The sequence below is a fragment of the Actinomadura rubteroloni genome (assembly GCF_002911665.1).
In the GTDB taxonomy this organism is placed as follows: domain Bacteria; phylum Actinomycetota; class Actinomycetes; order Streptosporangiales; family Streptosporangiaceae; genus Spirillospora; species Spirillospora rubteroloni.
Window position 1 is genome coordinate 938,822 of sequence record NZ_MTBP01000001.1, and the last position, 26,539, is coordinate 965,360.

Genomic DNA, 26,539 nt, shown 5'->3' on the forward strand with positions numbered 1-26,539 from the left:
TCTCACAGGGACAGGAACCGCCGGACGATCGGGATCTGCCGCGCCTCCTCCAGCAGGAACGAGTCGTGCCCGTACGGCGCGTCGAGCACGTGCGCCTCGACCGGCTTGCCGAGCGCCCGCAGCGCCCGCTCGATCGCGTGCGACCCGGACGGCGGGTACAGCCAGTCCGAGTCGAACGAGATCAGCAGCGTGCGGGCCGTGACGTCGGCGAACGCCCGTTCCAGCGAGCCGCCGTGCTGGCGCGCGAGATCGAAGTACGTCAGCGCCCGCGACAGCAGCAGGTAGGTGTTCGCGTCGAACCGGCGGACGAACCCGTCCGCCTGGTGCCGCAGGTAGTTCTCGACCTGGAACTCGGGTTCGGTGAGCGTGTGGCGGATGTCGTCGGAGAACTGGAGACGCCGTCCGAACTTGCCGTCGAGTGCGGCGGCGGACAGGTACGTAATGTGCCCGACCATCCGCGCGAGGCCCATCCCTGAGTCGGGGGAGCGTCCGGTGCCGTAGTAGCGGCCGTCCTGCCAATCGGGGTCGCGCAGAATCGCTTCGCGCGCGATGGCGTTCCACGCCACACCTTGCGGCGACAGCGCGTGCGTGGACGCGATGGCCACGACGGCGTCCACCTTGTCCGGGTAGAGGATGGCCCACTCCAGCGCCCGCATCCCGCCGAGCGAGCCCCCGGCGACGGCGGCGAGCCGGTCGACGCCGAGGGCGGTGAGCAGCGCGCGTTCGGTGCGGACCATGTCCGCGACCGTGACGACCGGGAAGTCCGGCCCGTACGGGCGGCCGGTCGCGGGATCGGGCGCGGACGGCCCGGTCGTCCCGCCGCAGCCGCCGAGCACGTTCGCCGCGACGACGAAGAAGTGATCGGTGTCGAACGCCTTGCCGGGGCCGATCATGCCGTCCCACCAGCCGAGGTTCCGGCCGCCGCGCGCCGCGAACCCGTCGCGCGTGCCGGTCGGCGTCGCGGACGTCCCGGCGGCGTGCGCGTCGCCGCTCAGCGCGTGGCACACGAGGATCGCGTTGTCGCGCGCGGGGGACAGCGTCCCGTACGTCTCGTAGGCGACGCGGACGGGGGACAGCGCACGCCCGCAGTCGAGCGGGACCGGGCCGGGGAGGTCGAGGATCCGCGTCTCGACGGTTCCGACGGAACCGGCCGCGAGCTTCATGGGGCTATGTTGCCCGGCTCACCGCGTGTATTGTCAAGCTTACCGGTAGGCAAACATGGAAAGGGTCGCCATGACCACGGTCTCCAACGGTGTCAACGTCAAGGCGCTGCTCGACGCGCGGGACGCGCTGAAGGGCGCCCCCGAGGCCGCCCAGTTCACGTGGCGCGCCACGTCGAAGTGGCAGGACGGCGTCCACAGCACGACGCGCATCCAGCAGTTCTTCGGCCTCGGCCAGGAGCAGAACCACAAGTCCGAGGCCGTCTTCGAGGCCGACCACCCCGAGGTCTTCGCCGCCGAGGACAACGGCATCACGCCGATCGAGTACCTGCTCGTCGGGCTCGCGAGCTGCCTGACCGCCGGGGTCGCGTCCGTCGCGCAGAACCGGGGGATCCAGCTCCGGTCCGTCGAGTCCACGGTCGAGGGCAACCACGACATCCGGGGCATCCTCGGCGCGGACAGCGACGTGCGCAACGGGTTCAACGACATCAAGGTGACGTTCACCATCGACGCCGACGCGTCCGAGAAGGACATCGAGGCGCTGGTCGCCCAGTCGCAGAAGCGGTCGGCGGTGTTCGACGCGCTCACCAACCCGACCAGCGTCACCGTCGAAGTGGCCTAGGAGCGCCGACATCGAGCACGTCACGACGGCCGTCGTCGGCGCGGGGCACGCGGGCCTGGCGGCGAGCCGCTTCTTGAGCGACCGCTCAATCGAGCACGTCGTCCTGGAACGCGGCGAGATCGCCAACTCCTGGCGGCGCGAACGCTGGGACTCGCTGCGGCTGCTCACGCCCAACCGGCAGAGCCGCCTGCCCGGCCACCGCTACGACGGCCCGGACCCCGACGGCTACATGACGGCGGGCGAGGTCGCCGACTTCATCGCCGGGTTCGCCAAGGTCGCGGACGCGCCCGTCCGCACCGGCGTGGACGTCACGTCGGTGCGGGCCGGGCGCACCGGCTACGAGCTGGAGACGAGCCTCGGGCCGCTCGGCGCGCGGTCGGTCGTCCTCGCGTCGGGCGCGTGCAACCGGCCCGTCGTGCCGCCGTTCCACACCGAGGTGCCCGCGTCCGTCGTCCAGGTGACGCCGTTCGACTACGCCGCGCCCGACCGGCTCCCGGACGGCGGCGTGCTCGTCGTCGGCGCGTCGGCGACCGGCGTGCAGCTCGCGGCCGAGATCCGCCGGACGGGCCGTCCGGTCACGCTCGCGGCCGGCGAGCACGTCCGGCTGCCGCGCACCTACCGGGGCCGCGACGTGCTCGGGTGGATGGAGGCGTCCGGCGTCTGGGACCAGCGGTACGACGAGATCGACGACCTGACGCGCGCCCGGCGGCTGCCGTCGCCGCAGCTCGTCGGGTCTCCCGCGCGCGAGACGCTGGGGCTCAACGAGCTGTCGGCGCTCGGCGTCGAGATCGTCGGACGGCTCGCCGCCGTGCGCGACGGGTGGGCGCTGTTCTCCGGCGGGCTGCGCAACGTCGCGTCGCTCGCCGACCTCAAGATGGAACGGCTGCTGGACACGTTCGACGCGTGGGCGGCCTCGTCCGGGACCGACGCGCCGCCGCCCGAGCGGTTCGCGCCGACACGGGTCCCCGCGTCGCCCCGGCTGCGGCTCGACCTGCGCGGCGGCGAGATCCGCACGGTCGTGTGGGCGACCGGGTTCCGGCCCGAGTACGGCTGGCTGCACGTGCCCGTCCTGGACGACAAGGGACGCCTGCGCCACGACGGCGGCGTCGTCGGACCCGGGCTGTACGCGCTGGGCCTGCCGGTGCTGCGGCGCCGCAAGTCCACGTTCCTGCACGGCGTCGAGGACGACGCCCGCGAGGTGATCGCGCACCTCGCCGCCGCGCTGTGACGGTACGGTAAGCCCGAAAAGGGGGCTGCCGTGCCGTTGCGCCAGGGACTCAAGGACGCGCTCGTCGTCGCGATGAAGAGCCGGGACCGGACCGCCGCGTCCGTCCTGCGGACGACGCTCGCCGCGATCGACAACGCCGGGGCCGTCGCGGTCGCGGACGCGGGAGCGCAGGCCGTCGAGCTGACCCCGGTCGGCGTCGGCGCGACCGAGGTGCCCCGGCGCGACCTCACCGAGGACGACGTCGAGAAGATCGTCCGCGCGGAACTCGCCGAGCGCCGCACGCTCGCCGCCGACTACGCCCGCGCCGGGAAGGCAGAGCAGGCCGAGCGCTTCCAGGCCGAGGCCGACGTCCTCGCCGGCGTCCTCGGCTAGCGCCCTTCGGCCAGCTCGCGCATGTACTGCTCGTACAAGACGGTGAACAGGGTGATCGAGATCTCGGTGATCTCGTCCAGCGTGGCGTCCAGATGGCCGAGGACCCGTTCGGTCATGAGCTCGTTGAACGCCCCGACGAGCTGCGTCGTGCCCATCTGGATGCGCTTGGTGCGCGGGATCCCGACGGTCTCGGTCAGGACGCCGATGATGAACTCGGCGAAGTCGCGTTTGACCTGCCGGTACCGCTCCTCGGAGCCGTGCGTCGCGACCCGGATGATCTCGCGGAACGCCAGGCGCGTCACGCGCGGGTCGGTGCCGAAGGCGTGGACGGTGGCGGTCAGCCCGGCCGTGATCCGCTGCTCGATCGTGGGACCGGCTTCGGCGACGGCGATGAGCGCCGCCTCCTGCCCCTGCCGGATCAGGTCGTCGTAGATCGTGAGCATCAGGGCCTCGCGGTCGGCGAACGACTCGTAGAAGTACTTCTTGGCGAGCCCCGCCTGCCGGCAGACGGCCTCGACGGTGGTGGCGGGGTATCCCACGGTGCCGAACAGCTCCAGCCCGGCTTCGAGCAGGCCGGTGCGACGTGCGGCCTGGCGTTCGTCGCCGTCCATGCCGCGATAGCGACGCTTGTCACTGGATTCCGGTCCCGCCATCGTCGTTTTCGTCTCCGGCTTCATAGTTTCCGTCGCCGTCGTCTGTCACATTTGCGTCCTGCTCATCGGAGACGGGGCCGTCTCTGATGCCCCCCGAGGAGGAGCTGTGAAGATCACGTCCGCGCTCGCGGCACTGAGTGTAAGTGCCGCGCTGGTGACGGTCCCCGTCGCCTGGGCCGAGACCGCGTCGGCGGACACCGGGTGTTCCGCCAGTGACGCCGACATCTACAAGCCGCCCGCGTCCGTGACGGGCAGCCCCGGCGACATTCTCGCGTGCGCGCCGACGCAGCTCACGTTCATCCCGAACGCGCCCAAGCTCAAGGCGTGGAAGGTCCAGTACGTCACCACCGACGCCAAGGGCAACAAGGTCGCCGCGTCCGGCACGGTCGCCGTGCCCGAGGCCGCCTGGACCAAGGGCGGATCCCGGCCGACCGTCGCCTACGCGCCGTTCACGCACGGCTCGGGCTCGCAGTGCTCGCTGTCCAAGCAGATGACGACCGGGTTCAACGACCAGTACGAGGCGCCGAACCTGTCCGGCTTCCTCAACCAGGGCTGGGCGCTCGCCGCCACGGACGGCGTCGGCTACCTGGACGGCCAGACCCACTACTACGTCAACGGCAAGGCCAACGGCCCGGCCACCCTCGACGTGGTGCGCGCGGCCCGCAAGCTGACGGGCACCGGCCTGACGGCGGACGGCAAGGTCGCCATCGACGGCTACTCCGAGGGCGCCAACACCGCCGGGTGGGCCGCGCAGCTCGCCGCGTCCTACGCCCCCGACCTCAACGTCGTGGGTGCGGCGGCGGGCGGCATCCCGGCCAACCTCAAGGCCGCCGCCAAGCAGCTCAACGGCAGCTTCTTCGCCGGGTTCCTCGCCGACACGCTCATCGGGCTCAAGGCGCAGTACCCCGAGATGCCCTTCGACCAGCTCATGAACGACGCGGGCCGGCAGGCGGAGAAGGACGTCAAGGCCAACTGCCTGTTCGGGACGCTCGCGGTGTTCGCCGGCGCGAAGGTCGAGAACTTCTCCACCGACAAGCTGTCGCTGGAGCAGCTCTACGCCGTGAAGGGCCCGAACGGCCAGACGTGGGGCGAGATCGCCGACAGCCTCAACCTCGGCCAGGACGTCGGCGGGCCGAACTCCTCGGCCACGTACAAGATCGGCTTCCCGGTCTTCCTGTACCGCGGGTTCTTCGAGGAGATCCTGCCGCACGAGCCGCAGGACCAGCTCCACAAGGCCTACTGCCAGGCCGGCGTCCAGAACACCTACAAGATCGGGTACCCGCTGGAGCACGCGACCACGATGTTCGGCGCCGCCGGTGACGTCCTGAACTTCCTGACCGACCGCTTCGACGGCAAGCCGTTCCAGAACGGCTGCTGATCCCGGCCGGGGCCCCGGACACACCTCCCCGGGGCCCCGGTCTCCCCGCCCGACGCAGGAACGGAGCCCTCGACATGACCAGCACCGTGGTGTCCCGCATGATGCGGCTGCTCGCCCACGACGGTTCCGTCCCGCGCGCGGGCGCGCACCTGTCCGACGCGGACGTGAAAGAACTCGGGAACGAACTCGACGCGCTCCGCCAGGAGGTCCTCGCCGATCTCGGCGCCGCCGACGCCCGCTACATCCGGCGCGTCATCGCGGCGCAGCGCGGCCTTGAGGTCGCGGGCCGCGCGCTGCTGTTCGGCGCGTCCCGCCGGTGGGCGTGGTGGACGGGGACGGCCTGCCTGACCGTGGCCAAGGCGCTGGAGAACATGGAGATCGGCCACAACGTCATGCACGGCCAGTGGGACTGGATGCGGGATCCGAAAATCCATTCCACGACCTGGGAGTGGGACAACGCCTGCCCCGCCGACCAGTGGAAGCACGCCCACAACGTCCTGCACCACACCTACACCAACATCCTCGGAAAAGACCGCGACATCGGTTACACGATCCTGCGCGTCAACGGCGCCCAGCCGTGGCACCCGGTCCATCTGGCCCAGCCTTTCTACAATCTGCTGTTCGCCGGGCTGTTCGAGTTGGGCAACGCCGTGTACGACCTCGGCGCCCAGCTCGAATCGGGCGAGAAGACCGAGGAGGAGTTGAAGCAGGGCCTCGCCGACATCGGACGCAAGTTCGCCCGCCAGGCGCTCAAGGACTACGTCGCCTTCCCGGTGCTCGCCGGGCGCAACGCCCGGTACGTGCTGACCGCGAACCTTGCCGCCAACATCCTGCGCAACGCCTGGGTCCACACCGTCATCTTCTGCGGCCATTTCCCGGGCGACGTCGACGTGTTCCCGGAAACCGTCCTGGACGGCGAGACGCGCGGCCAGTGGTACCTGCGGCAACTCCTCGGCTCCGCCGACATCACCGGCGGCCCGCTGCTGCACCTGCTCACCGGGAACCTGTCGCACCAGATCGAGCACCACCTCTTCCCGGACGTCCCCAGCAACCGCCTGGCCCGCATCGCGCCGCGCGTCCAGGAGATCTGCGCCCGCTACGGGCTGCCCTACCATTCCGGCTCCTTTCCCCGGCAGGTCGCGAGCCATTGGGGAAAGGTCGTCCGGCACGCGTTCCCGAGCCGCGGGAAGCACTGGGGCTGAGACGCCCCCCTCGAAAGGTGGCCGATGCACGTCTTCATCACCGGCGCGAACGGCTTCATCGGCCGCGCGCTCGCCGAACGGCTGACCGCGCGCGGGGACGTCGTGACCGGCGTCGACCTGGTGCCGGGCCCCGGCGTCGAGGGCGGTGACATCACGAAGCCGGGGGCGTGGCAGGACGGGCTCGCCGGCGCGGACGTGGTCGTCCACACCGCCGCGATCGTCTCCAACGCCGCCGGGATGGACGCGCAGTGGCGGGTCAACACCGTCGGCACGCGCCGCGTCCTCGACGCCGCCGGGCGCGCCGGAGTGTCCCGGTTCGTCCTACTGTCGTCGGTGCGGGCGTTCTCCGACACCGGGTTCCCGGACGGCGTCACCGAGGACCATCCCGTGCGCCCGGACGGCAACCCGTACGTCGACACCAAGATCGCGTGTGAGCAGGTCGCGCTCCAGGCGCACGCCGCCGGGGAGATCGAGGCCGTGATCGTCCGGCCCGGCGACGTGTACGGACCGGGGTGCCGGCCGTGGACGGTCCTGCCCGTCGAACTGATCAGGAAGAACCGGTTCGTGCTGCCCGCGATGGGCAACGGCGTCTTCAGCCCGGTCTACATCGACGACCTGGTGGACGGCCTCCTGCTCGCCGCATGGCATCCCGGCGCCGCCGGGCAGGTGTTCACGCTCAGCGGCGGCACCGGCGTGACCTGCAAGGAGTTCTTCGGGTACTACCACCGGATGCTCGGCAAGCGCGGGCCGCTCGTCGTGCCGACCGCCGCCGGGCTCCCGGCCGTCGCGGCGCTCGCGGCGCTCGCCCGGGTCGCCCGCGTGCGCAGCGAGCTGAACCCCGTCAGCCTGCGCTACCTCACGCGGACCGGCACGTACTCCATCGCCAAGGCCCGCCGGACGCTCGGCTACCAGCCCGCCGTCGTCCTCGCGGACGGCATGGCCCTCACCCGGGAGTGGCTCGCCGCGCGCGGCCTGGTCCCTACGGGTTGAGCCGCGCGTCGGCCACCGCGGTGAGCATCAGCGTGAGGCCGGACAGCAGCGCGGAGACCGGGGGCCGCTCGTCCAGCAGCAGCCAGTCGATCATCGCCTCGTTGACGCCGCCGACGACGGCCGTGGCCAGCAGCGCGTCGGAGGCCGGGTCCGGTTCGGCCGGGTTCGGCCTCCGGTCGTTGATGGCGTTCAGTTCGGCGGCCAGGAACTCGGCGTACTGCCGGATGACCGCGCGGCGGTGCGCCTCCATCTCGGCGGACACGCCGACGACCTCGATGCACTGCACGCGGGCGCGCCGGGGATCGGTCAGCAGATGGTCGCAGTAGGCCGTCAGCCCGGCGCGGACGCGGACCGCCGGGTCGACGGACTGGTCGGCGACGGCGGCGAGGACGGCGTCGAAGGTCGTCGTGACGATCTCGTCGTACAGGACGCGCAGCAGTTCCTCGCGGCTGCCGAACAGCTCGTAGAAGTGCGCGGGGGCGACGCCCGCCGTCCGGCAGACGTCGGCGATGGTCGTCGGGTTGTAGCCGGCCGTGCCGTACAGCTCCAGGGCCGCCGCGAGCAGCCGGTCCCGTCGTTCGCGCTGGCGCTGCTGCGGGTCGCGTCCGCCGTACGGTCGTCCTGTCATTCCTCCTTGAGGCTACCGTGGCGCAGCGCGCCGTACGTGAACGAGGGCGACACCAGGGGCGCGAGCCGCCAGGGCGTCAGCTCGGAGCTGGCGAAGTGCTGCATCCAGCCGCCGCCCGGCCCGCCCCGGTCGGCGATGAGCTTCTCCTTGACCATCGAGTTGTAGTGCAGCGCGGCCAGCTCGGGGGTGTTGGCGTTGATGACGACCTCCTGGCCGGACGACCTCGCCCACCGCGCCAGGCCCGGGATCCGGGACCGCTCGGGCTGGTAGCTCTCGGGGTGCACGCCGTTCTCCGACTGCGTCCAGATCCCACTGTCGGTGTTGAGGACGAGCGTCTGGTTACCGATCGTGTGCCCTGGCGTCGCGATGATGGCCACGCCGGGGCCGAGCAGGACGTCCCCGTCCAGGCAGACGACGTTGTCCGTGCGCAGGTCGCGGTACGTCTCCGGCTGGAAGAAGTTGCGCTGCAACGGATGCAGGCGCTGCATCTGCTCCCACTCCGGCCGCATGACGAGCAGCTTCGCGTTCGGGAACAGCGGTTCCGCCGTGCCGAGGTCGGGCTGCGGCGTCGTCGTGCCGAGGTGCGGGCGCAGGTCCTGGACGTGCAGGTGGTCGAACGTGATGTAGTCGATCTCGGCCGGGTCGATGCCGAGCCGGGCCAGGTGCTCGGCGACGGTCGGCCCCCACACGACGGCCAGGTCGCGCATCCGCGGGCCGAACCGGTCGGCCAGCGCCCGGAAGAACGGCGTGTTCTCGGCGAGCCTGGAGTCGGTCGGCTCCACGAGCAGCGTGCGCCGGACGCCGTCGAAGTCGTCGAACCGCACGACCATCATCCGGTTGTAGATCCGGACGAACGGCGTCGGCGACAGCGCCGCCCGCCACAGCGCGTACTCCCGGGGGAACGGCGTCGCGACCAGGTCGCACGTCTCGACCGCGACGGCCGTGCCCTGCGCGCGGAACCAGCTCTGGAACTCGGGGGCGCGCGACCGGATCGCCTGGAGTTGCCGACCGGGCTCGGCGATGGCGTTGACCTCGTCGAACACCTCGATCCCGCGGAACCCGGACGGCAGGTCGCCGCGCTCGTTGACCGTCATGACCTCTCCTCAGCGTTCCGGCGGACGAGGCGCCGCTGGTTGAACGAACCGATCCGGCGCAGCACGGGCGCGAGCGCCAGCCACAGCTCCGGCACCGCGCCGAGCACCCGCACCTGCGCGCCGCGCGCACGGGGCACGCTCGCGACGAGCGAGCCGGAGTCCAGCAGGTCCAGCGCGGCGGACGCGACGCGCGGCGCGTCCAGCAGGCGGCGGCCGGTGAAGCTCATGGCGGCGTGCCCGTCGCGCAGCCGGTCGTGCAGCATCGGCGTCCAGATGCCGTCCGGGCACAGCAGGGAGACCTTGACGTTCGACGTCCGCAACTCGGCGGCGAGGCCGAGCGTGAACGCGCGGACGCCGTGCTTGGTCGCCGCGTACACCGATTCGCCGGGCACGGGCACCCAGGACGCGAGCGACCCGATGTTCAGGATGTGGCCGCGCCCGTCCTCGGCCATCACCCGGGCCGCCGCGCGGCTGCCGTTGATGACGCCGAGCAGGTTGACCTCGACGCAGCGCCGGACGTCGGCGTCGGGCTGGCCGAGGACGTCCCCGGCCGCCAGCACCCCGGCGTTGTTGATCCAGACCCGGGGCCGCAGGCGTTCGGCCAGGTCGCGGCAGGCGGCGAGGTCGGTGACGTCCAGGATCTCGGCGACGTCCGGGCCCGGGGCGACGTCCACGCCGGTGACCGCGTAGCCGCGCGCGGCGAGCGCCCGGCACAGGGCCGCGCCCAGTCCGCCCGCCGCTCCGGTGACGACCGCAATCATGAAATACAGATTTCAGGATTGCGCGGCGGCTGTCAAGCGGCGCCCGGATGCGGCAGCCGGATCGGTTCGGCCGGGCAGTATTCGAAGTGCCACCACTCGTTGTCGTAGACGCGGTAGAGCCCGTACCGTCCGCCGTGCCGTTCGAGCCACCGCGCGCCCTCGGTCGGCCGGACGTCCAGCGCGAGCCCCCGCACGTGGCTGGACTCCTGCGGCGGCAGCACCCGGCGCCGCGCCGCCGCGACCGAGCCCGTGCGCCGCACCTCCGCGAGGAAGATCCGGTACTGCTCGGCCGCGTCGCGGTGCCCGGACGTCAGGCCGATCAACTGGCCGTCCCGCCAGAACGCCTCGGCCCGCGCGCGGGTGAAGGCCGTCCGGGTCTCGGCCGCCAGGCCGCGCAGGTCCTCGGCGGGGAACCGCAGGCTGAGCGCCCACTGGCAGGCGAGGAAGCGGGCGCGGCCCGGCGCGCGGCAGAACGCGGCCGGGACCAGCAGCACCGCGACGAGCCGGGTGACGGCCGCGAGGACGTGCGCCTTCATCGCTCAGGCCGTCCGCAGGGCCTCGGTCGGCGCGAGCCGCGCGGCCCGCAGCGCGGGGACGAGCCCCGCGACCGCGCCGATGACGAGCGCCGAGCCGAGCCCGCCCGCCCACGCCTCGGCGGGGACGACGACCGTCCATCCCTTGGCGCCCGCGTACACCGCCGTCGCCGCCGCCCCGGCCGCCACGCCGGCCACCCCACCGAGAACCGCCAGCATGATCGCCTCCGCGAGGAACTGCGTGCGGATCTGGCCGCGCGTCGCGCCGAGCGCGCGGCGCAGGCCGATCTCCGCGCGGCGCTCCAGCACCGAGATGATCATGATGTTGGCCACGCCGACCGCTCCGACCAGCAGCGCGACCACGCCGAGGCCGAGGAACAGGCTGTTGAACGCGCCCTTGGCGGCGGCGCGGGCGGTGAGCGCGTCGGACGGCTGGCTCACGTCCATCTCGTTCGGCGCCTCCGGGTTCGCCGTCCGCGCCAGGGCGGACTGCACCCGTTCGACGGCGTCCGTCGCGGACCGCACGTAGAGCGTGCTCGGCGGGCCGTCCGCCGTGCCGTCGCTCGTGTGGCCGAGATAGCGGCTCGCCGCCGGATAACCGACCAGCGCGCTCGTGTCGATCTCGGGCGCGAGCGTCGCCGGGGACAGGATGCCCGCGACGTAGAACCACTGGCTGCCCAGCCACACGCGCTGGCCCGGATAGACGCGGTCGAAGCCGAGCCGTCGCGCCGCCGCCGCGCCGAGCACGACGGCCGGCCGGGTGGCCGTCGCCGTGTTGAGCCAGCGTCCGTGCGCGACCCCGGCGCCCGCCACCTGCGGCAGGTTCAGGCTCGCCGCCTGCACTTGCAGGCCGTTCGTGCTGACGGACGGGATCAGCGGGCTGCGGTACACCTTCGCGTCGTCGACCGTCCCGGTGTGCGCGACCGCCTCGACGGACGGGAGCCGCGACACCCGCGCGGGCGCCGCGAGCGGCATCACCGCCTCCTCCTGGGTGAAGCTCTGTCCGGTCTTGACGGTCAGCAGGTTGGTGCCGAGCCGGTCGATCTGCGCCAGCAGGCCCGCCTGGGACGACGACGACAGGCCGAGGACCGCGACGATCGCCGTCGTCCCGATCGCGATCCCGAGCGCGGACAGCGCCGCGCGCAGCGGACGGGCGCGCAGGCCGGTGCTCGCCACGCGGGCCTGGTCGCCGGCGCGCAGCCGCGCCGGCACGAGAGCGGTCGCCATGTCAGGCCGCCTCGCCGTGCTCGTCGGAGACGACCCGGCCGTCCAGGACGCGCATCCGGCGCGGCAGCCGCGCGGCGAGCCCGCCGTCGTGGGTGATCATGACGATCGTCGCGCCCTCGGCGTTCAGCTCACGCAGCAGGTCGAGGATCGACGCGCCCGTCGCGCTGTCGAGATTGCCCGTCGGCTCGTCGGCGAGGACGATCGCGGGCCGTCCGACGAGCGCGCGGGCGATGGCCACGCGCTGCCGCTCGCCGCCGGACATGTGCGTTGGCCGGAACCCGCCGCGATGCGCGAGCCCGACGCGCTCCAGCGCCTCGGCCGCCCCGCGCCGCCGCTCGGCGACCTCCACGCCCGCGTACAGCAGGCCGTCCGCGACGTTCTCCAGCGCGGTCGCGTGCTCGGCCAGGAAGAACTGCTGGAACACGAACCCGATGCTGCGGGCGCGCAGCGCGGCGAGCTGCCGGTCGTTCAGGCCCGCCGCGTCGATGCCGTCGATCTTCACGACGCCCTCGGTCGGACGCTCCAACGTGCCCATGACGTGCAGGAGCGTCGTCTTCCCCGACCCGGACGGGCCGACGATCGCGACCAGCTCGCCGTGCGCGACGGTGAAGCTCACACCGCGCAGCGCGGGCACGGGCGCCCGTCCGCCGTAGGTCTTGGTGACGCCTTCGAGGTCCAGTGCCGCGCTCATGAGGCCGGCACCACCACGCGGTCGCCGGCCGACAGGGCGCCGGACACCTGCACGAGCCCGTTGTCGTTGTCGAACATGCCGAGCGTCACCTTGACCAGCCGGTTCCGTCCGTTCGCGGCCACCTCGACGGCGTAGCCGCCCTCCGGCCGGCCCAGCAACGCGGTCACCGGGACGATCAGCGCCCTCGCGACGCCGTCGGTCGTGATCCGGACGCGCACCGGGGCCGCGTCGAGCGTGCCGGCGTCCTTCGGGCGGTCGAGGGTGATGTACGTGGGGATTGTGGGGTTCTTGTCGTCGTCGGCGCGGGCGACCGTCCCGATGCGGCCGACCCGGCCGGTGGTCGTCCGGTCGTCCGGCAGCGTGATCTCGGCGCGGTCGCCGACCTTGACCTGCGCCTGCTGGCCCGCGTCCAGCTCCACCAGCACTTGGCGGCGGGCCGTCGTGGCGGTGGCGACCCGGCCGCCGGGCGCCGCCGGGGTCCCGGGCTCGGCGATCGTCTTCGTCACGCGGAGCGGGCCGGGCAGGAAGACGGCGTCGCCGAGGTCCAGGCGTCCGGTCGCGGTGACGCCGAGGTCGTCCTGAAGCTCGGCGACCGCGTCCGCCGTCTCCGCGCTGTAGTAGTCGGACGTGCGTACGGACGTGGCGGCATAACCGAGGCGCACCAGGTTCGCGTTGAGGTCGCGCACCTCGCGGCCCTTGTCGCCCACCGACAGCGTTCGGTACGCCGGGGTGTCACCGCAGATGAGGACGATCGGTCGCTCGTCCACCCGATAGAGGGCCTTGCCGCAGTCGACCTGCTTCCCCGCCCCGGGGATCCAGGTGTAGATGCCCTTGGCCTGGTTGACCACGGTGTACGGGGTGCCGTCGGCGTGGGCCGCGTAGGAGAGCGTCCCGCTCTGGGTCACCTGCGTGGACAGCGAGCCTTCGCGGACCGCCGCCAGCTCGGTGCCACCGGTGGCCGGCGCGGACTTCGCCTTCTCCTCGCCGAACGGGTTCAGGACGACGATGCCCGCTGCCAGCACGGCCAGGACGCCCGCCCCGGCCAGCACTCTTCGTTTCGCGCTCATCCGCCGGCCCCCGCCGGGCGCAGCTCCTTGCACTTCTCGTCGGCGGCCTTGAACTGCGGGGACTCCAGGTCGACGTTCCCCGGGTCGAGCGTTCCGCCCTGAGGGTCGGGAAAGCTCGGCACCCCGTTCTTGCGGATGCACTGGGCGTATTTCAGCATCTGCGTCTGCTGTGCCGGATCCTGCTTGGTGGGCTTGCCGTCCCAGCCGGGCGGCGCGAGGTCCTTGCACTTCTGCAACGCGGCCTTGAACTGCGGCGACTTGGGATCGACGGTGCCCATCTTGAAGCGGTACTTGTCCCCGTCGATCGGGTCGGGCCATTCCGGGACGCCGTTCTGCCGCATGCACTGCGCGTACTTGACGAACAGGTCGCTCTGCGCGGCGGTCGACGTGCCGGAGCCGCCGGAGCCGCCGCACCCGGTGAGCGCCGGGAGGAGGATCGGGAGCGCCGCCAGCGGCAGAATCCGGTTGAACACGGGATGGTCTCCTTCGCGTCGGTGGACGTGCGTCGGAGGCCATTTCTAGGCAAGAGGCGGTCACACGACGGTCAGAGCGCCTGTGACTCCGCTGTGACCAGGGCAGGGGCATCCTGAAGACGATGAGAGTGCTGGTGGCCGAGGATCACGTCGAACTCGCGGCGTCCGTCGCGCGGATGCTGCGCCGCGAGGGGATGGCGGTCGACGTCGTGCACGACGGCGCGGCGGCCCTGGAGCACACCGCGCTGCTGGAGTACGACGTCGTCGTCCTCGACCGGGACCTGCCCGTCGTCCACGGCGACGACGTGTGCCGCTCGCTGGTGCGCCGGGCCGGGCGGACGCGCGTGCTGATGCTGACGGCGTCCGGGACGGTCGCGGACCGCGTCACCGGGCTGAGCCTCGGCGCCGACGACTACCTGCCGAAACCGTTCGCGTACGCCGAGCTGGTCGCCCGGATCAGGGCGCTCGGGCGCCGGGCGCAACCGGCGGTCCCGCCCGTCCTTGAGCGCGGTGACCTGCGGCTGGACCCGGCGCAGCGGATCGCGACCCGGGCCGGGATGCGGCTGGCGCTGAGCCCGAAGGAGTTCGCGGTGCTGGAGTACCTGCTCGCCGCCGGGGGGCGCGCGGTGTCGGCCGAAGAACTGCTGGAACGGGTCTGGGACGAGATGGCCGACCCGTTCACGACGACCGTCAAGGCGACGATGAACCGGCTGCGGTCGAAACTCGGCCCGCCGCCCGTGATCGAGACCGTCCCGCAGGGCGGCTACCGGATCGGTGACGCGCATGCGCCTTCATGAACGGCTGCTCGCGTCCGGGCTGCCCTTCCGGACGGTGCGGATGCGCCTCACCGCGTTGTACTGCTCGTTGTTCACCATTTCCAGCGGCCTGCTTCTCGTCATCACCTACGTGCTCATGCGCCGCACCAAATGGGTGCTCATCGTCTACGACGACAGCGGGCCGTGGCGCCGCGAGCAGATGGAACAGCTCCGGCGGGCGCAACTCCGTCAGCTCCTGCTGCAGTTCGGCATCGCGTTCGCCATCATGGTGGTGATCTCGATCGCGCTGGGGTGGGTGGTCGCCGGACGCGTCCTTCGGCCGTTGCGGACGATGACGGCCACCGTCCAGCGGATCTCCGCCCGCAACGTGCACGAACGGCTCGCCGTCACCGGGCCGCGCGACGAGCTGAAAGACCTCGCCGACACGGTCGACGGCCTGCTCGGCCGCCTGGAGACCGCGCTCAACGCGCACAAGCGCTTCGTGGCCAACGCCGCCCATGAACTGCGCACGCCGCTCACGCTGGAACGCGCGCTGCTCGAAGAGACGCTCACCGACCGCGCGGCCACGCCGGACACCTACCGGGCCATGTCGGAACGGCTGCTCTCGCTCAGCAAGGACCAGGCGCAGTTGCTCGAAGCCCTGCTGACGCTGACCAGCAGCGAACGCGGCCTCAACCGCCGGGAGCCCTTCGACCTGTCGGACCTGGCCCGCCAGGCGCTCGACACGGCGCGGTTGGAGGCGGACGCGCGCGGCGTCCGGATCAACGCCCGGATCGCCTCGGCGCCGTCCACCGGCGACCCTGCCCTGGCGGGCCGTCTCGTCGCCAACCTCGTGGACAACGCCGTCCACCACAACGTTCCGGGCGGTCACGTCGAGATCGTGACCGAACTCCGGGGCGGACGGGCGTTCGTCGGGGTCGCCAACAGCGGCCCGCTGATCTCACCGCATCAGGTGGCCGGCCTCTTCGAGCCGTTCCAACGCCTCGCCGGACGGACGGCCCGTGCCGACGGGCACCACGGCCTCGGTCTCTCGATCGTCCGCGCCATCGCGACGGCGCACGGCGCGTCGATCACCGCCCGCGCCCGTCCGGACGGCGGTCTGGCGATCGAGATCGCCTTCCCCGCGAGCCGCGTCCCCGTCCACGCCTGACGCGCGGACGGGCTGACGCGGGATCCCGGTTCGGCAGCGCGCTCGCCGGGACGAATCAGAGCTTGTACATCCGGGCGTAGGGAGCGCGGATGCGGACCTTGCGCGTGCTGAAGTCGACCAGGACGTCCCGGTTGTTCTCGACTCCCACCACGGTGCCGAGACCGTACGCATCGTGGGTCACGCGGTCGTCGACCTCGTAGGTCTCCAGCGGCGCGGCGGGCGCCGGAGGAGCGAACGGGCTGGTGGGAAGGTGGCGGCGGGCGGAGAGCCGGGGACGTGTCATACCTCAGTATGCGGTCACATCGGTGGTGCGTACACCGTACGAACGCAGAATTCCGTTTTTTTCATCGGCCGCGATGAAGACTCGCCGGCTCGCTCTTGACGGTTCCGGCCCGTCCCTGGACGATAGTCCAAAATAGACTATCGGCCGTGCCGGAGGCCCGGTTTCCCCATGGCCGCCGCCCGTCGAGGAGCGAGGAACCGCCTGTGAGAACCCGACGTGCGCGACTTCGGCCACCGGTTCGCGTCGCCCTGGCCCTGGGCGCCGCCGGCCTGCTCGGCGGGGGCGCGGTCGCCGCCGTCCCGGCCGACGCCGACACCGTGCCGGTCCCGTCCGCCGACCCGTTCTACCGTCCGCCGTCCCCGCTGCCCCCGGGCGCGTCGGGCGACATCGTGCGGTCCAGGCCGGCCGCCTATCCGTTGTCGTCCGAGGTGGCTTCGACGCAGGTGCTCTACCGGACCCAGAACGCGACGGGGAAGCACATCGCGGTGTCGGGGACGGTGCTCGTCCCCAAGACGGCGTGGTCGGGGAAGGGGCAGCGGCCGCTGGTGTCCTACGCGGTCGGCACCAGGGGGCTCGGGGACTCCTGCGCCCCCTCCTACTCCCTCAGCCGGGGCCTGGACTACGAACAGCTCGCCATCAACGACCTGCTCAACAAGGGCTGGGCCGTCGCCGTCACCGACATGGAGGGCCTGGGCACGCCCGGCGTCCACACGTATGTCGTCGGCCGGTCCGAGGGCCGCGCCGTGCTGGACATGGCCCGCGCCGCGGAACGCCTGCCCGGCACCGGCCTGAACGCCGCGACGCCCGTCGGGATCCTCGGCTACTCCCAGGGCGGCGGCTCGGCCGGCTGGGCCGCGCAACTGGCGGCGACCTACGCCCCCGACCTCGACCTCAAAGGCGTTTCGGCCAGCGGGGTCATCTCCGACATGGTCGCCGTGGGGGCCTTCGAAGAAGGCGGCCTGTTCGTGGGCTCGGCCCTCATGGCGGCCCTCGGCTTCGACGCCGCCTACCCCGAGCTGAAGCTCGACTCCTACCTCAACGCCGACGGCCGCAGGATGAAGGAACGCTACTCGGGGCTCTGCTTCGTCAGCGTGGATCTCGGGCCCGCCGCGTTCGACACCGCGTTCCGCCGGTTCAGCGACTTCACCACCCGCGACCTCATGCACGACCCCGCGTGGCTCGCCCGGTTCGCCGAGAACAAGCTCGGGGCCGTCAAGCCGTCCGTCCCGGTCTTCCAGGGCCACGCGCTCTTCGACGAGGTGCTGCCGCTCGGCCAGGCCGACGCCGTCCACAAGGACTGGTGCAAGCTCGGCGCGAATCTGACCTGGAAGGTCTACCCCCTCGCCGAGCACCTTCTCGGCGCCGTCCAGTCCTACCCGGACGCCAGCAACTTCCTGAACGACCGGTTCCAGGGCAAGCCCGTCACCGGCAACTGCTGAGGCGTCCGTCCGCCGCACCGGCCATTGACGGTCGATGTTCAACAAGTTATATATGAATCATGTCATATGGAGAGAACGGTCGGGCGGTGGTGCTCGGCGCCGGGATCGCGGGGCTGCTGACCGCCCGGGTCCTGTCCGAGCACTACGACGAGGTCGTCGTGGTCGAACGCGACGAGCTTCCGGACCGTCCGGACCACCGGCGGTTCGTGCCCCAGTCGCATCACGCGCACGGCCTGCTCGGCTCGGGCCGTCAGGTGCTGATCAACCTGTTCCCCGGCTTCTCCGCGGAGATGGAGGCAGCCGGGGCGATCACCGCGGCGTCGAGCGGCCCGGAGATGGGCGATCGGTCGATCTTCGTCGTCCGGGGCGGCACGACCATCCGGATCCCCATCTGGTGGACCGGCGGGTTCTGCGCCAGCCGCATCCTGATCGAGCACGCGGTCCGCGCCCGCGTCCGGGCGCTGCCGAACGTGACGGTGCGCGATCGGACGCCCGCCCTCGGGCTGGTCACCAGCGCGTCCCGGCGCCTGGTCACCGGTGTCCAGACGCCCGACGGAGACCTGGGCGCCGACCTGGTCGTGGACGCGTCCGGCCGCCGCTCGCCCCTGCCGGAATGGCTGGAGAAGATCGGGTACCGGCCCCCGCCGGAGTCGGTGGTCCACTCCGACGTGCGGTACGCCAGCCTGCTCGCCGAACCGGACTCGGACTTCGCTCCCGAATGGCTGATCGTCCTCGGCGCGCAGGCCGCCGCCGGCCTGTCCGTCGGCGGCGTCGTCCTCAGCATCGAGAACGGCCTGCTGCACATCTCGCTGGGCACGACCGGCGGGCAGGCGCCCATTCCCACCGACATCGACGGGCTGCGCGCCTTCGCCGACCGGACGACCGCACCGGTCACGGCCGAAGCGCTCCGCCGCTCGACGCCCCTCGGCCCGGTCCGGACGTTCCACATCCGCAAGAACGTCCGCCGCTACTACGACCGGATGATCGAGATGCCGGCCGGTCTCGTCGCGCTCGGCGACGCTGCCAGCGCGTCCAACCCGGTCTACGGCCAGGGGATGAGCGTGGCCGCCCTGTCGGCGGTCGCCCTCGGCCGGCTGCTCACCGCCGAGGGCGGTGCGCTGCGGACGGGGTTCGAGCGGCGCGCGGCGCGGGCCGTCGCCGCCACCTCGTCCGGAGCCTGGCGCCTGGCCCTCGGGGAGGACCTGCGCTACGGCTGCCGCACCGAAGGCGTCCGGACGCCCCTGTCGGTCCGCTTCGACGCGGGCTACCGCGACCGGCTGGAGCGGGCGGCGGCACTGGATCCGGAGGTGGCGATGGCCTTCAACGACGTCCTCAATCTCCAGCGGCCGTTGTCGTCGCTCGGCTCCCCGCGCATCGCCCGGCGGGTGCTGCGGCCCTTGCGCGATCGCAATCCCGCCGTGCTGTCCGAGACCGTCCTCGCCGTGCTCGGCCTTTCCTGAACGAGGAGCGCCCCCCATGTTCCTGCCGCAATTCGTGGACGCCGACGACGTCCTGCTCCACGTCGAGGCCGACGGCCCCGAAGACGGCCCGCCCGTCCTTTTCCTGCACGGCTGGCCCGACCTTTGGTTCACCTTCGAGCAGCAGATGAACGCGCTCGTCGAACAGGGTTACCGGGTGCTCGCGCCGGACCAGCGCGGATACGGCCTGTCGTCCAAGCCCGCCGCGGTCTCCGATTACGCGATGCCCAAGCTGATCGGCGATATCGTCCTGCTCATCGAGCGCCAGGAGCTGGGGCCGGTCCATCTCGTCGGGCACGACTGGGGCGGCGCGGTCGCGTGGGCGCTGGCGATCGAGCGGCCCGACCTGGTGCGTTCGCTCACCATCGTCAACTGCCCGCATCCGCAGGTGTTCGCCGAAGCGCTGACGCGCAAGCCGTCGCAGATGCTGCGGAGCTGGTACATGATCGCGTTCCAGATTCCCGGCCTGGCGGAGGCGGTGCTCGGCGCCCGCGACGGCGCGTTCCTCGCGTCGATGCTCAAACACGGTGCACGCCTCAGCGACGCCGACCTGAAACGGCACCGCGCCGTCTGGCGCCATCCGGGAACCATCCAGCGGCCCCTGATGTGGTACCGCGCGATGTTCCGGACGATGCTGCCGTCGATCCGCGCGGGACGCGCGCTGCCCGACATGACGGTGCGCGTGCCGACCCAGATCATCTGGGGACGCCGGGACGGCGTACTCGGCCGGCACCTCGCCGAACCGAGCGCCGCGATGTGCGAAGAGTCCGAACTGCACTGGCTCGACACCCGGCACTGGCCCCATCGCGAAGAGCCCCTGCGCGTGACCGAACTTCTCACGTCCTGGTGCGCGCGGCATGCCGAGGAGTCTGACGCGAGCCATTGATATCCTTCCCGCATCCGCCGGAAGGAGTTCCATGCTCAAATTCGCCCTGCTCGGCTTTCTGTTGCGGCAATCGATGACGGGATATGACCTGGCCGCGGTGATCCGAAACAGCATCAATTTCGTCTGGCCCGCCCAGCTCAGTCAGATCTACCGCACTTTGGGGCAGCTCGAGGACGACGGCCTGGTCGTGTCCGAGGTGATTCCGCAGCAGGGCCGGCCCGATCGCCGCGTCTATTCGGCCACCGACGCCGGACGGCAGGCGTTCGAGTCATGGGTCGGTGAACTGGTGACCGAACTGGACCCGATCCGCGTGCCGTTCCTCGTCCGGTTCTTCTTCGGCGGCACCCGGCCGCCGCAGGACCTCGTGACCCAGCTCCGGGTGATGCGCGATCTGCACGTCAAGGCCCGGGACCAGCTCGCCGAAGAGCTTCCCGGATACATCACCAATTTCGCTGCGAGCACCAACGCCACCGAACTCGACCCGCTGATCTGGGACTCGGTGCGCCGGGCCGGCGAGATGGTCGCGCAAACGTGGGTGGACTGGGTGGACGAAACCATCGAACGGCTGGAACAAGCCGCCGAGAAGTCTCCGCCGACGGACGGTTGACCCGGCCCGCCCCGGTTAGATAGACATGATCGTTCTCTGAACGAAGAGGAGAGGGAATCATGGAATTGAAGCCGGTGGCGCTGTACCGGGAGATGTACCAGGGCGAGCGCGAGGATCTGCCGTCGATCCAGAACGCGGCCGCCAGGATCGTCGAGCCGGACCGGGAGCGGATCCTGGACTATATGCGCAAGGCCCGGCAGGGCTTCGACGTGATGGAATCGGTGCCCAACCTGTTCCGGTCCGGCGAGTACATTCCGGGCGGCCCGTCGCTCAGCACCGATGGAATCTGGGTGTGGCGCACTGACAGCCTGGTGTACTTGACGGCCCGTCCGCTCGTCCTTCCCGCCCTTTTCGTCGAGGACGTCCGGGACCGCGACTACGTCCCCGCCGACGTCGAATGGACCGACGAGCTGGGCGCCGCGATCCGGCGCTGGTGGTGAACGCCTGGGCCGACGCACTGCGGGAGCTCGATGACCCCGAGTCCGCGCGGCGCGCGAAGGCCGCCGTGCGCCTTCGCGATGCGACCGGGCACGCCGCCGACGTGATTCCGCCGCTGCTCGCCAGGTTCGACGCCGAGCCCGACCCCGGCGTCGCCGACCTGCTCGGCGAGACCCTCGGCGCCCTCGCCCCGCACGACCCGCAGCGCCGTCTTGACGTGACGATCTGGCTGCGGAGCGGTCACGTGCGGGAGGCGGCGAGGGCCGACCACGCCCTGGACGGCGACCGCGACGGACGCCTGGCCCTGGCCCGCTCCCTGCTGCACCACGCGGACGCCGAGCACCGGCTGGGCGGGTTGCTGGTCGCGGCGCGGGTGATGTCCCGGTGGCGGTCGGCCGTCCCGGAACTCCTGCCCGCCGTCGCCGGGTTCGCCGACGACCCATCCGCGGAGCACCGGATCCTGGCGTTGCGGATCCTGGACATGTGCGGCCCCGCCGCCCGTCCGTGGGCCGACCTGGCCGCCGCGCATCTCACCGCGGACCGCGAACCGGACGGCGTCGCCCGGCGGTACGCCCTCATGGCGCTGAGCCGGATGGGCGACGAGCGCGCCGTGCCGCCGCTGGCGGACCTGCTCGCCGCCGGTCACGACGGGTTCCTCATCGACCTGCCCGACGGCGAGCGCGGCCGGGAGGCCAACGAACCCAACATCGCCGAGGCGCTGGCCCCCTTTGCCGCGCACACCGCCGTACTCCTGGACCCGCTGCTGGCCCGCGTCCGGGCGACCCCGCCGACGGAGCGCGCCGGCTACTACAAGATCATCAACCGGTGGCAGGACGACGGCGCCGACGTGGCCGCGCGAATCCTGCGGCTCCTCGATGACGACGACCCGCTGGCGGCCGTCGAGGACCTCATCTGGGTGCGGACGGGAACGCTCGCCCCCCGCCACAAGGAACGGCTCGAAGAACGGCTCCGCCTGCCCGAGCACGTGAAGGACGGCACCCTTCTCGACCCGTTCGACTTCCTGCGGATCACCGGCGACGCGGCCCCCCTGCGGAGGATGATCGGACCGTCGGACTGGAGCGGGTTCCCCCGGCAGCGTTCCGAGGTCAAGGCGCGGAACATGATCAACGCCTGCATCGCGTTGGGGCCTGCGCTCGCCGACCGGTTCGCCGACTCGGCGCGCGACGCGTTCCGCGCCGCGCTTCGCGGAGAGACCAGGCCTCCGTTCACCGAGCCCGCCGACCCCGTGTGGCTGGCCCGCGCACTGTGGAAGCTCACTGGGAATCAGGGGGAGATCATCGACCCCTTGACCCGGCTCGCCGAGAAGTCCGGCCACCGAGATTTCGACCCCGAGCCGCTGCTTTTGATCGCGGCGGCTTGGGGAAAGGGCCGTCCGATGCATGGATATTACACAGGGCAACTGTCGCGGGGAGCGTCCACGTGCATCAGAAAGGGGAATCACCGCGACGCCCTGCGCTTTCTGCAAGCTCTCTGGGACAACATCGGCACGCCTTATTACGACGACCTCACGCTTCTGATGGCCGGCCTGCTGCGTATCTGCCCGCCCGCGAGCAGCCGTCCGCCGAACATCCTCGCGGCCCTGGAACTCCTCGCCGGCATCGCCGCCGCCGACCCCCGGGCGATCGCGCCGGCCTACCCCTTCTTGCAGGCCGCGACCGACGCCGACGAACGCCCCCGGACCCGCTGGTACTTCTGCCCGCCGCGCACCCCGCAATGGCGCGCGGTCCTGGACGACGACGCCCTCCGCGCCGCGGCCGGAACGATTCCGCGCCCGCTCACGGACAAGGAATGGCGGCGGATCCACCGGATCTGCTTCGTCAGTTTCTTCGATGTCCGCGGGGAGCGCATGGAGGGCCCGGAAAAGCTCCTGGAACTCTGGGATCCGGACCGGGTGCGGCATTTCCTGTACGACGTCGAGCGGATCACGGTGGAGGAGATGCGCCGCGAATGCGGAGGCTCCCTCGTGTACTTCCGCCCGCGGACGGCGGCGGTGCTCCTCCCCTTCCTGGTCGAAGCCGCTCTCGATCCGGCCGCACCTGCCCGCTCGTCGGTGCTGCAAACGATCGAGTACATCGTCATGATGGCGCACAGGTCGGAGAAGCAGGGCAACCACGTGACCCGCCCGATGGAGCCCGACGCGGACTGGGACGACGCCTTCGACAATGCGATGACGGACCTGATCCCGCTCCTTGACGACGACGCCCACGCCGACGACGCGGTCACGATCCTGTCCTACGCCGTCCACCGCACCTCCGCCGACAGGGCGGACGGACTCCTCAGACGCCTCTTGGCGCGAGACCCGGTCCTGGGCGCCGTCTCCAAGGACGACCTGGTGCGGGTGATCGGTGAGCTGGCGGCGAACGCCGAGGTGTGGCGCGAAGATGCGGTGGATTGGCTCCGCGAACTCGTGGAACGCACCCCGGACCCGGAACCGGACTTCGTGATGGATCGGGAAGCCTGGAACGCATGGTGCGATCGGAATTACGCCAGGAAAAAGCCCGACTCCGTCCCCCTCACACTGCCGACCGTGACCGCGCTGCGGAAAACGCTGCCCGAACTCGCCGACCCGCACTGAGCGCGTCAGCGCGAATGACTATTGGACTGATGATGCAGCCTCATTCGACGCCCCCGGTCGTGTCTCCCGGCCGTCTGGTCGCCGCGTTCTTCGGCGGCGGTGCCGCCGCCGGCGCCGTCGCGGCCCTGTTCGCCCTCGCAGCCCGGTTCGCGATCGAGGCGACCGGCGCGGTCCTGGTGCCGAGCGCCGTGCACCTGATCGCGGCGGTCGTGATCGGGGCGGTCATGGCCGTGGCCTTCGTGGTCGCGAAGGCGCGGGGCCCCGTCGCGCCCGTCGCGGCGGCGGCCGGAGCACTGATCGCCGAACGCGCGGGCTGGCTGGCGGTCGAACACCTCACCGGGTTCACCGGCCGGGACATCACGATCTCGCTGCACCTGTCGATGAGCGACCACGACCGCTACACCATGCTGAGCTGGGCGTCCGCCCTGCTCACCGCGCTCGTGGCCGGCGGCCTGACCGCGGCCTTCGCCCTGCGCGGGCCCACCCGGGTACGGCCCGCGTACCCCGTCCCGCAGCAGCCGGGACCCTACAACGGGCGCCCGCCCGGCCAGAGCTGGGGCGCGTGATGGACGAACTGAGCTGGGAGACCAGGGGGCGGGCAGCCCGGTTCCATCGGGAGGTCGACTGGTCGAAGGTCCTGGACCCGTACGGCATCAGACGCTACGGGTGGCACGTCCTGGAAAATCTCTGGGAGCCGGGCCACCACCCTGCGAGTCAGGCCGTGAAAGACCTGCGCATCGCGTGCCTGGGCGATGGCAGCGCGGTGTGGCCCGCGGCGGCCCAGTTGCTGCCGTTCCTGGTCGAAGCGGCCAACGACCGGGCCCTGGAGAACCGGGTGGCGATCGTGCGGATGATCGACGACATCGCCGTCACGGGGAACACCGCCGCCCAGGCGACCCTGGCCGGGGAGGGACGCTGGTACCCGCACGTCGACCCGGCCTGGCAGGCCGCGTGGGACCGGGCGGCCCCGCTCCTGGTGCCGTCGCGGCTCGACCCCGTCGACGTCAGGGCGGCCAAGGCCGCCGCGCTGGGAGAGGCCGCCGGCCGCGCCGACGAGCTCATCGACGTGCTCCGGGAGCGCTGTGCGCGTGAGCCCGACGAGAACGTGGCGGGGCTGCTGGCCGAGAGCGTGGGCAAGCTCGCCCGCCATGCCGCGCACCGGCGGGACGAGGCGTTGACCTGGTTGCGGAGGCTCCGGGACGAAGAGGGCGTCGCGCTCCACGACCTCCGTGACCGGGCCGCGTCCGGCCTGGAGCTGGCACTGACCGGCCACGAATCCGGCAGCGCCGCGTCCGGCGTCCGTGCCGCCGGGACCGAAGCCGTCCCGCTCGACCGGGAACTCGGCGCGGCCGTGCTCGGACGGGTTCCGTTCGCCCACATGCTGCTGTCCCGTGGCCCGGCGAGTCAGCGTGACGTCGGCCTGCGGCTCGCCGCGTCGCTGATGTCCCGGTGGCGCTCGGCCGTTCCCGACCTCCTGCCCGGCGTCGCCCGCCGGGTCGATGACGCCGGATCCGAGCACCGGGCCCTCGCCCTGCGGATCCTCGCCATGTGCGGACCGGCCGCGCGTCCCTTCGCCGACCGTGTCGCCGCGCACATCACCGAAGCCGAGGAGCCGGACGCCGTCGCACGACGCAACGCAATTTGGGCCCTGGCCCTGATGGGCGATGACAGGTGCGTCGCCCCGCTGGCACGGATGCTGACCGAGCCCGACAGCGGTTTTCACAACGACCATAGCTATGGCGATGGATCGACACCTTGGAGTGGTCACGAGATCAACCTGGGGGAGGCGCTCGCCCCCTTTCCCGCGCACGCCGGGACGTTCCTCGAACCGTTGCTCACCCGGATCCGCAACGCCCGTCCGGATTACCGGCTGGGGATGTATGCGATTATCCGCGCCTGGCAGCGCGACGGCGCGGACCTGGCTCCGTACTTCCTCGACCTCCTCGACCGCCGGGATCCGCTGGCCGACGTCAGCGCGCTGCGGCGTGTCCACCAGGGCATCGTCTCGGAACGTCACCGGGAACTGCTCCGCGAAAAGCTCGTCCCGACCGTGCCGTTCCTACACGAATATCCCGACCGGATCGACGCGTTCGACTTCCAGAAGCTGACCGGTGACGACGGCCCGCTGCGCACCCTGCTGGCGTCGCTGGAGCGACCCGGCGACGGAGCGCACCAGCGTGCGCTGCTGCTCCGTGTCTGCTCGGCCCTCGGCCCGGCCGCCGCCCCGATGGCCGGCCACCTGCGCGCGACGTTCCTGGCCGGCCCCATCCGGGAATCGGACGACAGCGCGCTCGTGGCTCAGGCGCTGTGGCGGATCACCGGTGACCCGGAAGAAGCCCAGCGCGTCCTTCGGAGAGCCGACGTGACGGAATACAGCCGCCTGTCCCTGCTCGCCGAAATCGCCGAAACTCATCCGTCCCTGGCGGAGACCGTCGTCCCCCGGTTGCGCGATTTCTGTGCGCAGAAGACCAGCCCTTTCGGCTCCGGCACGTTCGAAGTCATGTGGATCGCCCGGACCCTGTGGAAGTTGACCGGCGACCCGCGGCAGGCCGCGCCGCCACTGATCGAACTGTTCCACACGTGCGGGCCGCCGGGCTCCGCTCGCCTCACCGTCCTCGAACCGCTTGCGCTTCTCGCCGAAGTCGCCGCCGCCGACCCGGAATCGGTCGCCCCCGCGATCCCGGCCCTCCGCGCACTGATCGACGCCGACGAACGCCCGGTTCCGCACGACCAGTGGCGCTCGGTCCGCGACGACGACGCGCAGGTCACCGCGGCCCGAGCGGTCCTGGACGCCGCCACCGGCTGAG

Annotated in this window: 27 protein-coding genes; 16 read left to right on the plus strand and 11 right to left on the minus strand. The window is 71.7% G+C overall.

All coding sequences use genetic code 11. The features are described from left to right. Positions 1–2 precede the first annotated feature (2 nt). Positions 3–1,163 (minus strand): homoserine O-acetyltransferase MetX, encoded by a 1,161-nt coding sequence (metX, locus tag BTM25_RS04120; RefSeq protein WP_103561402.1) that lies wholly within the window; start codon positions 1,161–1,163, stop codon positions 3–5. 70 nt (positions 1,164–1,233) lie between these two features. Between metX and BTM25_RS04125 the strand changes: the two genes are divergently transcribed. From BTM25_RS04125 to BTM25_RS04135, 3 genes are read left to right on the plus strand one after another with little or no spacing between them, the layout of a single operon-like run. Beyond that, positions 1,234–1,782, plus strand: coding sequence for an OsmC family protein (locus BTM25_RS04125; protein ID WP_103561403.1), 549 nt, complete (start codon positions 1,234–1,236; stop codon positions 1,780–1,782). 10 nt (positions 1,783–1,792) lie between these two features. After that, complete coding sequence (locus BTM25_RS04130; protein WP_103561404.1) at positions 1,793–3,010, plus strand: flavin-containing monooxygenase; 1,218 nt, start codon at positions 1,793–1,795, stop codon at positions 3,008–3,010. 30 nt (positions 3,011–3,040) lie between these two features. After that, a complete protein-coding gene (locus BTM25_RS04135) occupies positions 3,041–3,382 on the plus strand; it encodes a GatB/YqeY domain-containing protein (RefSeq protein ID WP_205647956.1) in 342 nt (113 codons plus the stop codon). Here BTM25_RS04135 and BTM25_RS04140 read toward each other — a convergent pair. Continuing rightward, complete coding sequence (locus BTM25_RS04140; RefSeq protein ID WP_168211993.1) at positions 3,379–3,993, minus strand: TetR/AcrR family transcriptional regulator; 615 nt, start codon at positions 3,991–3,993, stop codon at positions 3,379–3,381. The two genes, BTM25_RS04135 and BTM25_RS04140, sit on opposite strands and share 4 nt — an antisense overlap. Positions 3,994–4,141: 148 nt before the next feature. Between BTM25_RS04140 and BTM25_RS04145 the strand changes: the two genes are divergently transcribed. From BTM25_RS04145 to BTM25_RS04155, 3 genes are all read left to right on the plus strand, one after another. After that, the gene (locus BTM25_RS04145; protein WP_235828215.1) at positions 4,142–5,413 is read left to right on the plus strand and encodes a lipase family protein; all 1,272 of its coding nucleotides are present in this window, start codon (positions 4,142–4,144) and stop codon (positions 5,411–5,413) included. Positions 5,414–5,487: 74 nt separating this feature from the next. After that, complete coding sequence (locus tag BTM25_RS04150; RefSeq protein WP_235828217.1) at positions 5,488–6,615, plus strand: fatty acid desaturase family protein; 1,128 nt, start codon at positions 5,488–5,490, stop codon at positions 6,613–6,615. A 24-nt stretch (positions 6,616–6,639) separates the two neighbouring features. Then, a complete protein-coding gene (locus BTM25_RS04155) occupies positions 6,640–7,605 on the plus strand; it encodes an NAD-dependent epimerase/dehydratase family protein (RefSeq protein ID WP_103561406.1) in 966 nt (321 codons plus the stop codon). Here the strand turns inward: BTM25_RS04155 and BTM25_RS04160 are convergent. The 8 genes from BTM25_RS04160 to BTM25_RS29460 are packed head-to-tail and all read right to left on the minus strand — an operon-like array spanning position 7,595 to position 14,079. Beyond that, complete coding sequence (locus BTM25_RS04160; protein ID WP_103561407.1) at positions 7,595–8,233, minus strand: TetR/AcrR family transcriptional regulator; 639 nt, start codon at positions 8,231–8,233, stop codon at positions 7,595–7,597. The genes BTM25_RS04155 and BTM25_RS04160 overlap by 11 nt on opposite strands. Then, positions 8,230–9,327 carry an MBL fold metallo-hydrolase gene (locus BTM25_RS04165; protein WP_103561408.1) on the minus strand — a complete coding sequence of 366 codons (1,098 nt, stop codon included), beginning with the start codon at positions 9,325–9,327 and terminating at the stop codon, positions 8,230–8,232. Before BTM25_RS04165 ends, BTM25_RS04160 begins: the two co-directional genes overlap by 4 nt. Continuing rightward, positions 9,324–10,088: an SDR family NAD(P)-dependent oxidoreductase gene (locus BTM25_RS04170; RefSeq protein ID WP_103561409.1), complete on the minus strand. Its 765-nt coding sequence runs from the start codon at positions 10,086–10,088 to the stop codon at positions 9,324–9,326. Before BTM25_RS04170 ends, BTM25_RS04165 begins: the two co-directional genes overlap by 4 nt. 32 nt (positions 10,089–10,120) lie before the next feature. Then, positions 10,121–10,624: a D-alanyl-D-alanine carboxypeptidase family protein gene (locus tag BTM25_RS04175; protein WP_103561410.1), complete on the minus strand. Its 504-nt coding sequence runs from the start codon at positions 10,622–10,624 to the stop codon at positions 10,121–10,123. Positions 10,625–10,627: 3 nt separating this feature from the next. Then, positions 10,628–11,848 carry an ABC transporter permease gene (locus tag BTM25_RS04180; protein WP_103561411.1) on the minus strand — a complete coding sequence of 407 codons (1,221 nt, stop codon included), beginning with the start codon at positions 11,846–11,848 and terminating at the stop codon, positions 10,628–10,630. A 1-nt stretch (position 11,849) separates the two neighbouring features. Beyond that, positions 11,850–12,539: an ABC transporter ATP-binding protein gene (locus tag BTM25_RS04185; RefSeq protein ID WP_103561412.1), complete on the minus strand. Its 690-nt coding sequence runs from the start codon at positions 12,537–12,539 to the stop codon at positions 11,850–11,852. Next, positions 12,536–13,606, minus strand: coding sequence for a peptidoglycan-binding protein (locus BTM25_RS29455; RefSeq protein ID WP_168211994.1), 1,071 nt, complete (start codon positions 13,604–13,606; stop codon positions 12,536–12,538). Before BTM25_RS29455 ends, BTM25_RS04185 begins: the two co-directional genes overlap by 4 nt. Next, a complete protein-coding gene (locus BTM25_RS29460) occupies positions 13,603–14,079 on the minus strand; it encodes a hypothetical protein (protein WP_168211995.1) in 477 nt (158 codons plus the stop codon). The genes BTM25_RS29455 and BTM25_RS29460 overlap by 4 nt, the downstream gene beginning before the upstream one ends. Before the next feature lie 122 nt (positions 14,080–14,201). Between BTM25_RS29460 and BTM25_RS04195 the strand changes: the two genes are divergently transcribed. Both BTM25_RS04195 and BTM25_RS04200 read left to right on the plus strand, forming a co-directional pair. Then, a complete protein-coding gene (locus BTM25_RS04195; RefSeq protein WP_103561414.1) occupies positions 14,202–14,876 on the plus strand; it encodes a response regulator transcription factor in 675 nt (224 codons plus the stop codon). Continuing rightward, entirely contained in the window at positions 14,863–16,005 is a 1,143-nt protein-coding gene (locus BTM25_RS04200; RefSeq protein ID WP_103561415.1) for a sensor histidine kinase, read from the plus strand. The genes BTM25_RS04195 and BTM25_RS04200 overlap by 14 nt, the downstream gene beginning before the upstream one ends. A 55-nt stretch (positions 16,006–16,060) precedes the next feature. On the opposite strand, the gene BTM25_RS04205 is transcribed toward BTM25_RS04200, so the two are convergent. Then, entirely contained in the window at positions 16,061–16,288 is a 228-nt protein-coding gene (locus tag BTM25_RS04205; RefSeq protein ID WP_103561416.1) for a hypothetical protein, read from the minus strand. A gap of 203 nt (positions 16,289–16,491) precedes the next feature. Here BTM25_RS04205 and BTM25_RS04210 point away from each other — a divergent pair, with 203 nt between their 5' ends. The 8 genes from BTM25_RS04210 (at position 16,492) to BTM25_RS04245 (ending at position 26,538) form a co-directional block, all read left to right on the plus strand. Then, positions 16,492–17,727, plus strand: a complete 1,236-nt coding sequence (locus BTM25_RS04210) for a lipase family protein (RefSeq protein ID WP_235828219.1) — start codon at positions 16,492–16,494, stop codon at positions 17,725–17,727. Positions 17,728–17,786: 59 nt separating this feature from the next. Beyond that, positions 17,787–19,187: an NAD(P)/FAD-dependent oxidoreductase gene (locus BTM25_RS04215; RefSeq protein ID WP_146058948.1), complete on the plus strand. Its 1,401-nt coding sequence runs from the start codon at positions 17,787–17,789 to the stop codon at positions 19,185–19,187. Between the two features lie 16 nt (positions 19,188–19,203). Then, positions 19,204–20,091, plus strand: a complete 888-nt coding sequence (locus BTM25_RS04220) for an alpha/beta fold hydrolase (protein ID WP_103561418.1) — start codon at positions 19,204–19,206, stop codon at positions 20,089–20,091. A 31-nt stretch (positions 20,092–20,122) separates the two neighbouring features. Then, positions 20,123–20,698: a PadR family transcriptional regulator gene (locus BTM25_RS04225; RefSeq protein ID WP_168211996.1), complete on the plus strand. Its 576-nt coding sequence runs from the start codon at positions 20,123–20,125 to the stop codon at positions 20,696–20,698. A gap of 59 nt (positions 20,699–20,757) precedes the next feature. Continuing rightward, positions 20,758–21,138 carry a hypothetical protein gene (locus BTM25_RS04230; RefSeq protein WP_103561419.1) on the plus strand — a complete coding sequence of 127 codons (381 nt, stop codon included), beginning with the start codon at positions 20,758–20,760 and terminating at the stop codon, positions 21,136–21,138. A gap of 65 nt (positions 21,139–21,203) precedes the next feature. Further along, on the plus strand, positions 21,204–23,732 hold the full coding sequence (locus BTM25_RS04235) for a hypothetical protein (RefSeq protein ID WP_146058950.1): 2,529 nt from the start codon (positions 21,204–21,206) through the stop codon (positions 23,730–23,732). A gap of 29 nt (positions 23,733–23,761) precedes the next feature. Beyond that, positions 23,762–24,298 carry a hypothetical protein gene (locus BTM25_RS04240; protein WP_146058951.1) on the plus strand — a complete coding sequence of 179 codons (537 nt, stop codon included), beginning with the start codon at positions 23,762–23,764 and terminating at the stop codon, positions 24,296–24,298. Next, positions 24,295–26,538 carry a hypothetical protein gene (locus BTM25_RS04245; protein ID WP_146058952.1) on the plus strand — a complete coding sequence of 748 codons (2,244 nt, stop codon included), beginning with the start codon at positions 24,295–24,297 and terminating at the stop codon, positions 26,536–26,538. The genes BTM25_RS04240 and BTM25_RS04245 overlap by 4 nt, the downstream gene beginning before the upstream one ends. Position 26,539 lies beyond the last annotated feature (1 nt).

Bases quoted from the DNA above. Each gene is read 5' to 3' on its own strand.
- metX (WP_103561402.1), bottom strand. From the start codon at position 1,163: ATGAAGCTCGCGGCCGGTTCCGTCGGAACCGTCGAGACGCGGATCCTC.
- BTM25_RS04125 (WP_103561403.1), top strand. From the start codon at position 1,234: ATGACCACGGTCTCCAACGGTGTCAACGTCAAGGCGCTGCTCGACGCG.
- BTM25_RS04140 (WP_168211993.1), bottom strand. From the start codon at position 3,993: ATGGACGGCGACGAACGCCAGGCCGCACGTCGCACCGGCCTGCTCGAA.
- BTM25_RS04150 (WP_235828217.1), top strand. From the start codon at position 5,488: ATGACCAGCACCGTGGTGTCCCGCATGATGCGGCTGCTCGCCCACGAC.
- BTM25_RS04155 (WP_103561406.1), top strand. From the start codon at position 6,640: ATGCACGTCTTCATCACCGGCGCGAACGGCTTCATCGGCCGCGCGCTC.
- BTM25_RS04160 (WP_103561407.1), bottom strand. From the start codon at position 8,233: ATGACAGGACGACCGTACGGCGGACGCGACCCGCAGCAGCGCCAGCGC.
- BTM25_RS04165 (WP_103561408.1), bottom strand. From the start codon at position 9,327: ATGACGGTCAACGAGCGCGGCGACCTGCCGTCCGGGTTCCGCGGGATC.
- BTM25_RS04170 (WP_103561409.1), bottom strand. From the start codon at position 10,088: ATGATTGCGGTCGTCACCGGAGCGGCGGGCGGACTGGGCGCGGCCCTG.
- BTM25_RS04175 (WP_103561410.1), bottom strand. From the start codon at position 10,624: ATGAAGGCGCACGTCCTCGCGGCCGTCACCCGGCTCGTCGCGGTGCTG.
- BTM25_RS04180 (WP_103561411.1), bottom strand. From the start codon at position 11,848: ATGGCGACCGCTCTCGTGCCGGCGCGGCTGCGCGCCGGCGACCAGGCC.
- BTM25_RS04185 (WP_103561412.1), bottom strand. From the start codon at position 12,539: ATGAGCGCGGCACTGGACCTCGAAGGCGTCACCAAGACCTACGGCGGA.
- BTM25_RS29455 (WP_168211994.1), bottom strand. From the start codon at position 13,606: ATGAGCGCGAAACGAAGAGTGCTGGCCGGGGCGGGCGTCCTGGCCGTG.
- BTM25_RS04195 (WP_103561414.1), top strand. From the start codon at position 14,202: ATGAGAGTGCTGGTGGCCGAGGATCACGTCGAACTCGCGGCGTCCGTC.
- BTM25_RS04200 (WP_103561415.1), top strand. From the start codon at position 14,863: ATGCGCCTTCATGAACGGCTGCTCGCGTCCGGGCTGCCCTTCCGGACG.
- BTM25_RS04205 (WP_103561416.1), bottom strand. From the start codon at position 16,288: ATGACACGTCCCCGGCTCTCCGCCCGCCGCCACCTTCCCACCAGCCCG.
- BTM25_RS04215 (WP_146058948.1), top strand. From the start codon at position 17,787: ATGTCATATGGAGAGAACGGTCGGGCGGTGGTGCTCGGCGCCGGGATC.
- BTM25_RS04220 (WP_103561418.1), top strand. From the start codon at position 19,204: ATGTTCCTGCCGCAATTCGTGGACGCCGACGACGTCCTGCTCCACGTC.
- BTM25_RS04225 (WP_168211996.1), top strand. From the start codon at position 20,123: ATGCTCAAATTCGCCCTGCTCGGCTTTCTGTTGCGGCAATCGATGACG.
- BTM25_RS04230 (WP_103561419.1), top strand. From the start codon at position 20,758: ATGGAATTGAAGCCGGTGGCGCTGTACCGGGAGATGTACCAGGGCGAG.
- BTM25_RS04240 (WP_146058951.1), top strand. From the start codon at position 23,762: ATGATGCAGCCTCATTCGACGCCCCCGGTCGTGTCTCCCGGCCGTCTG.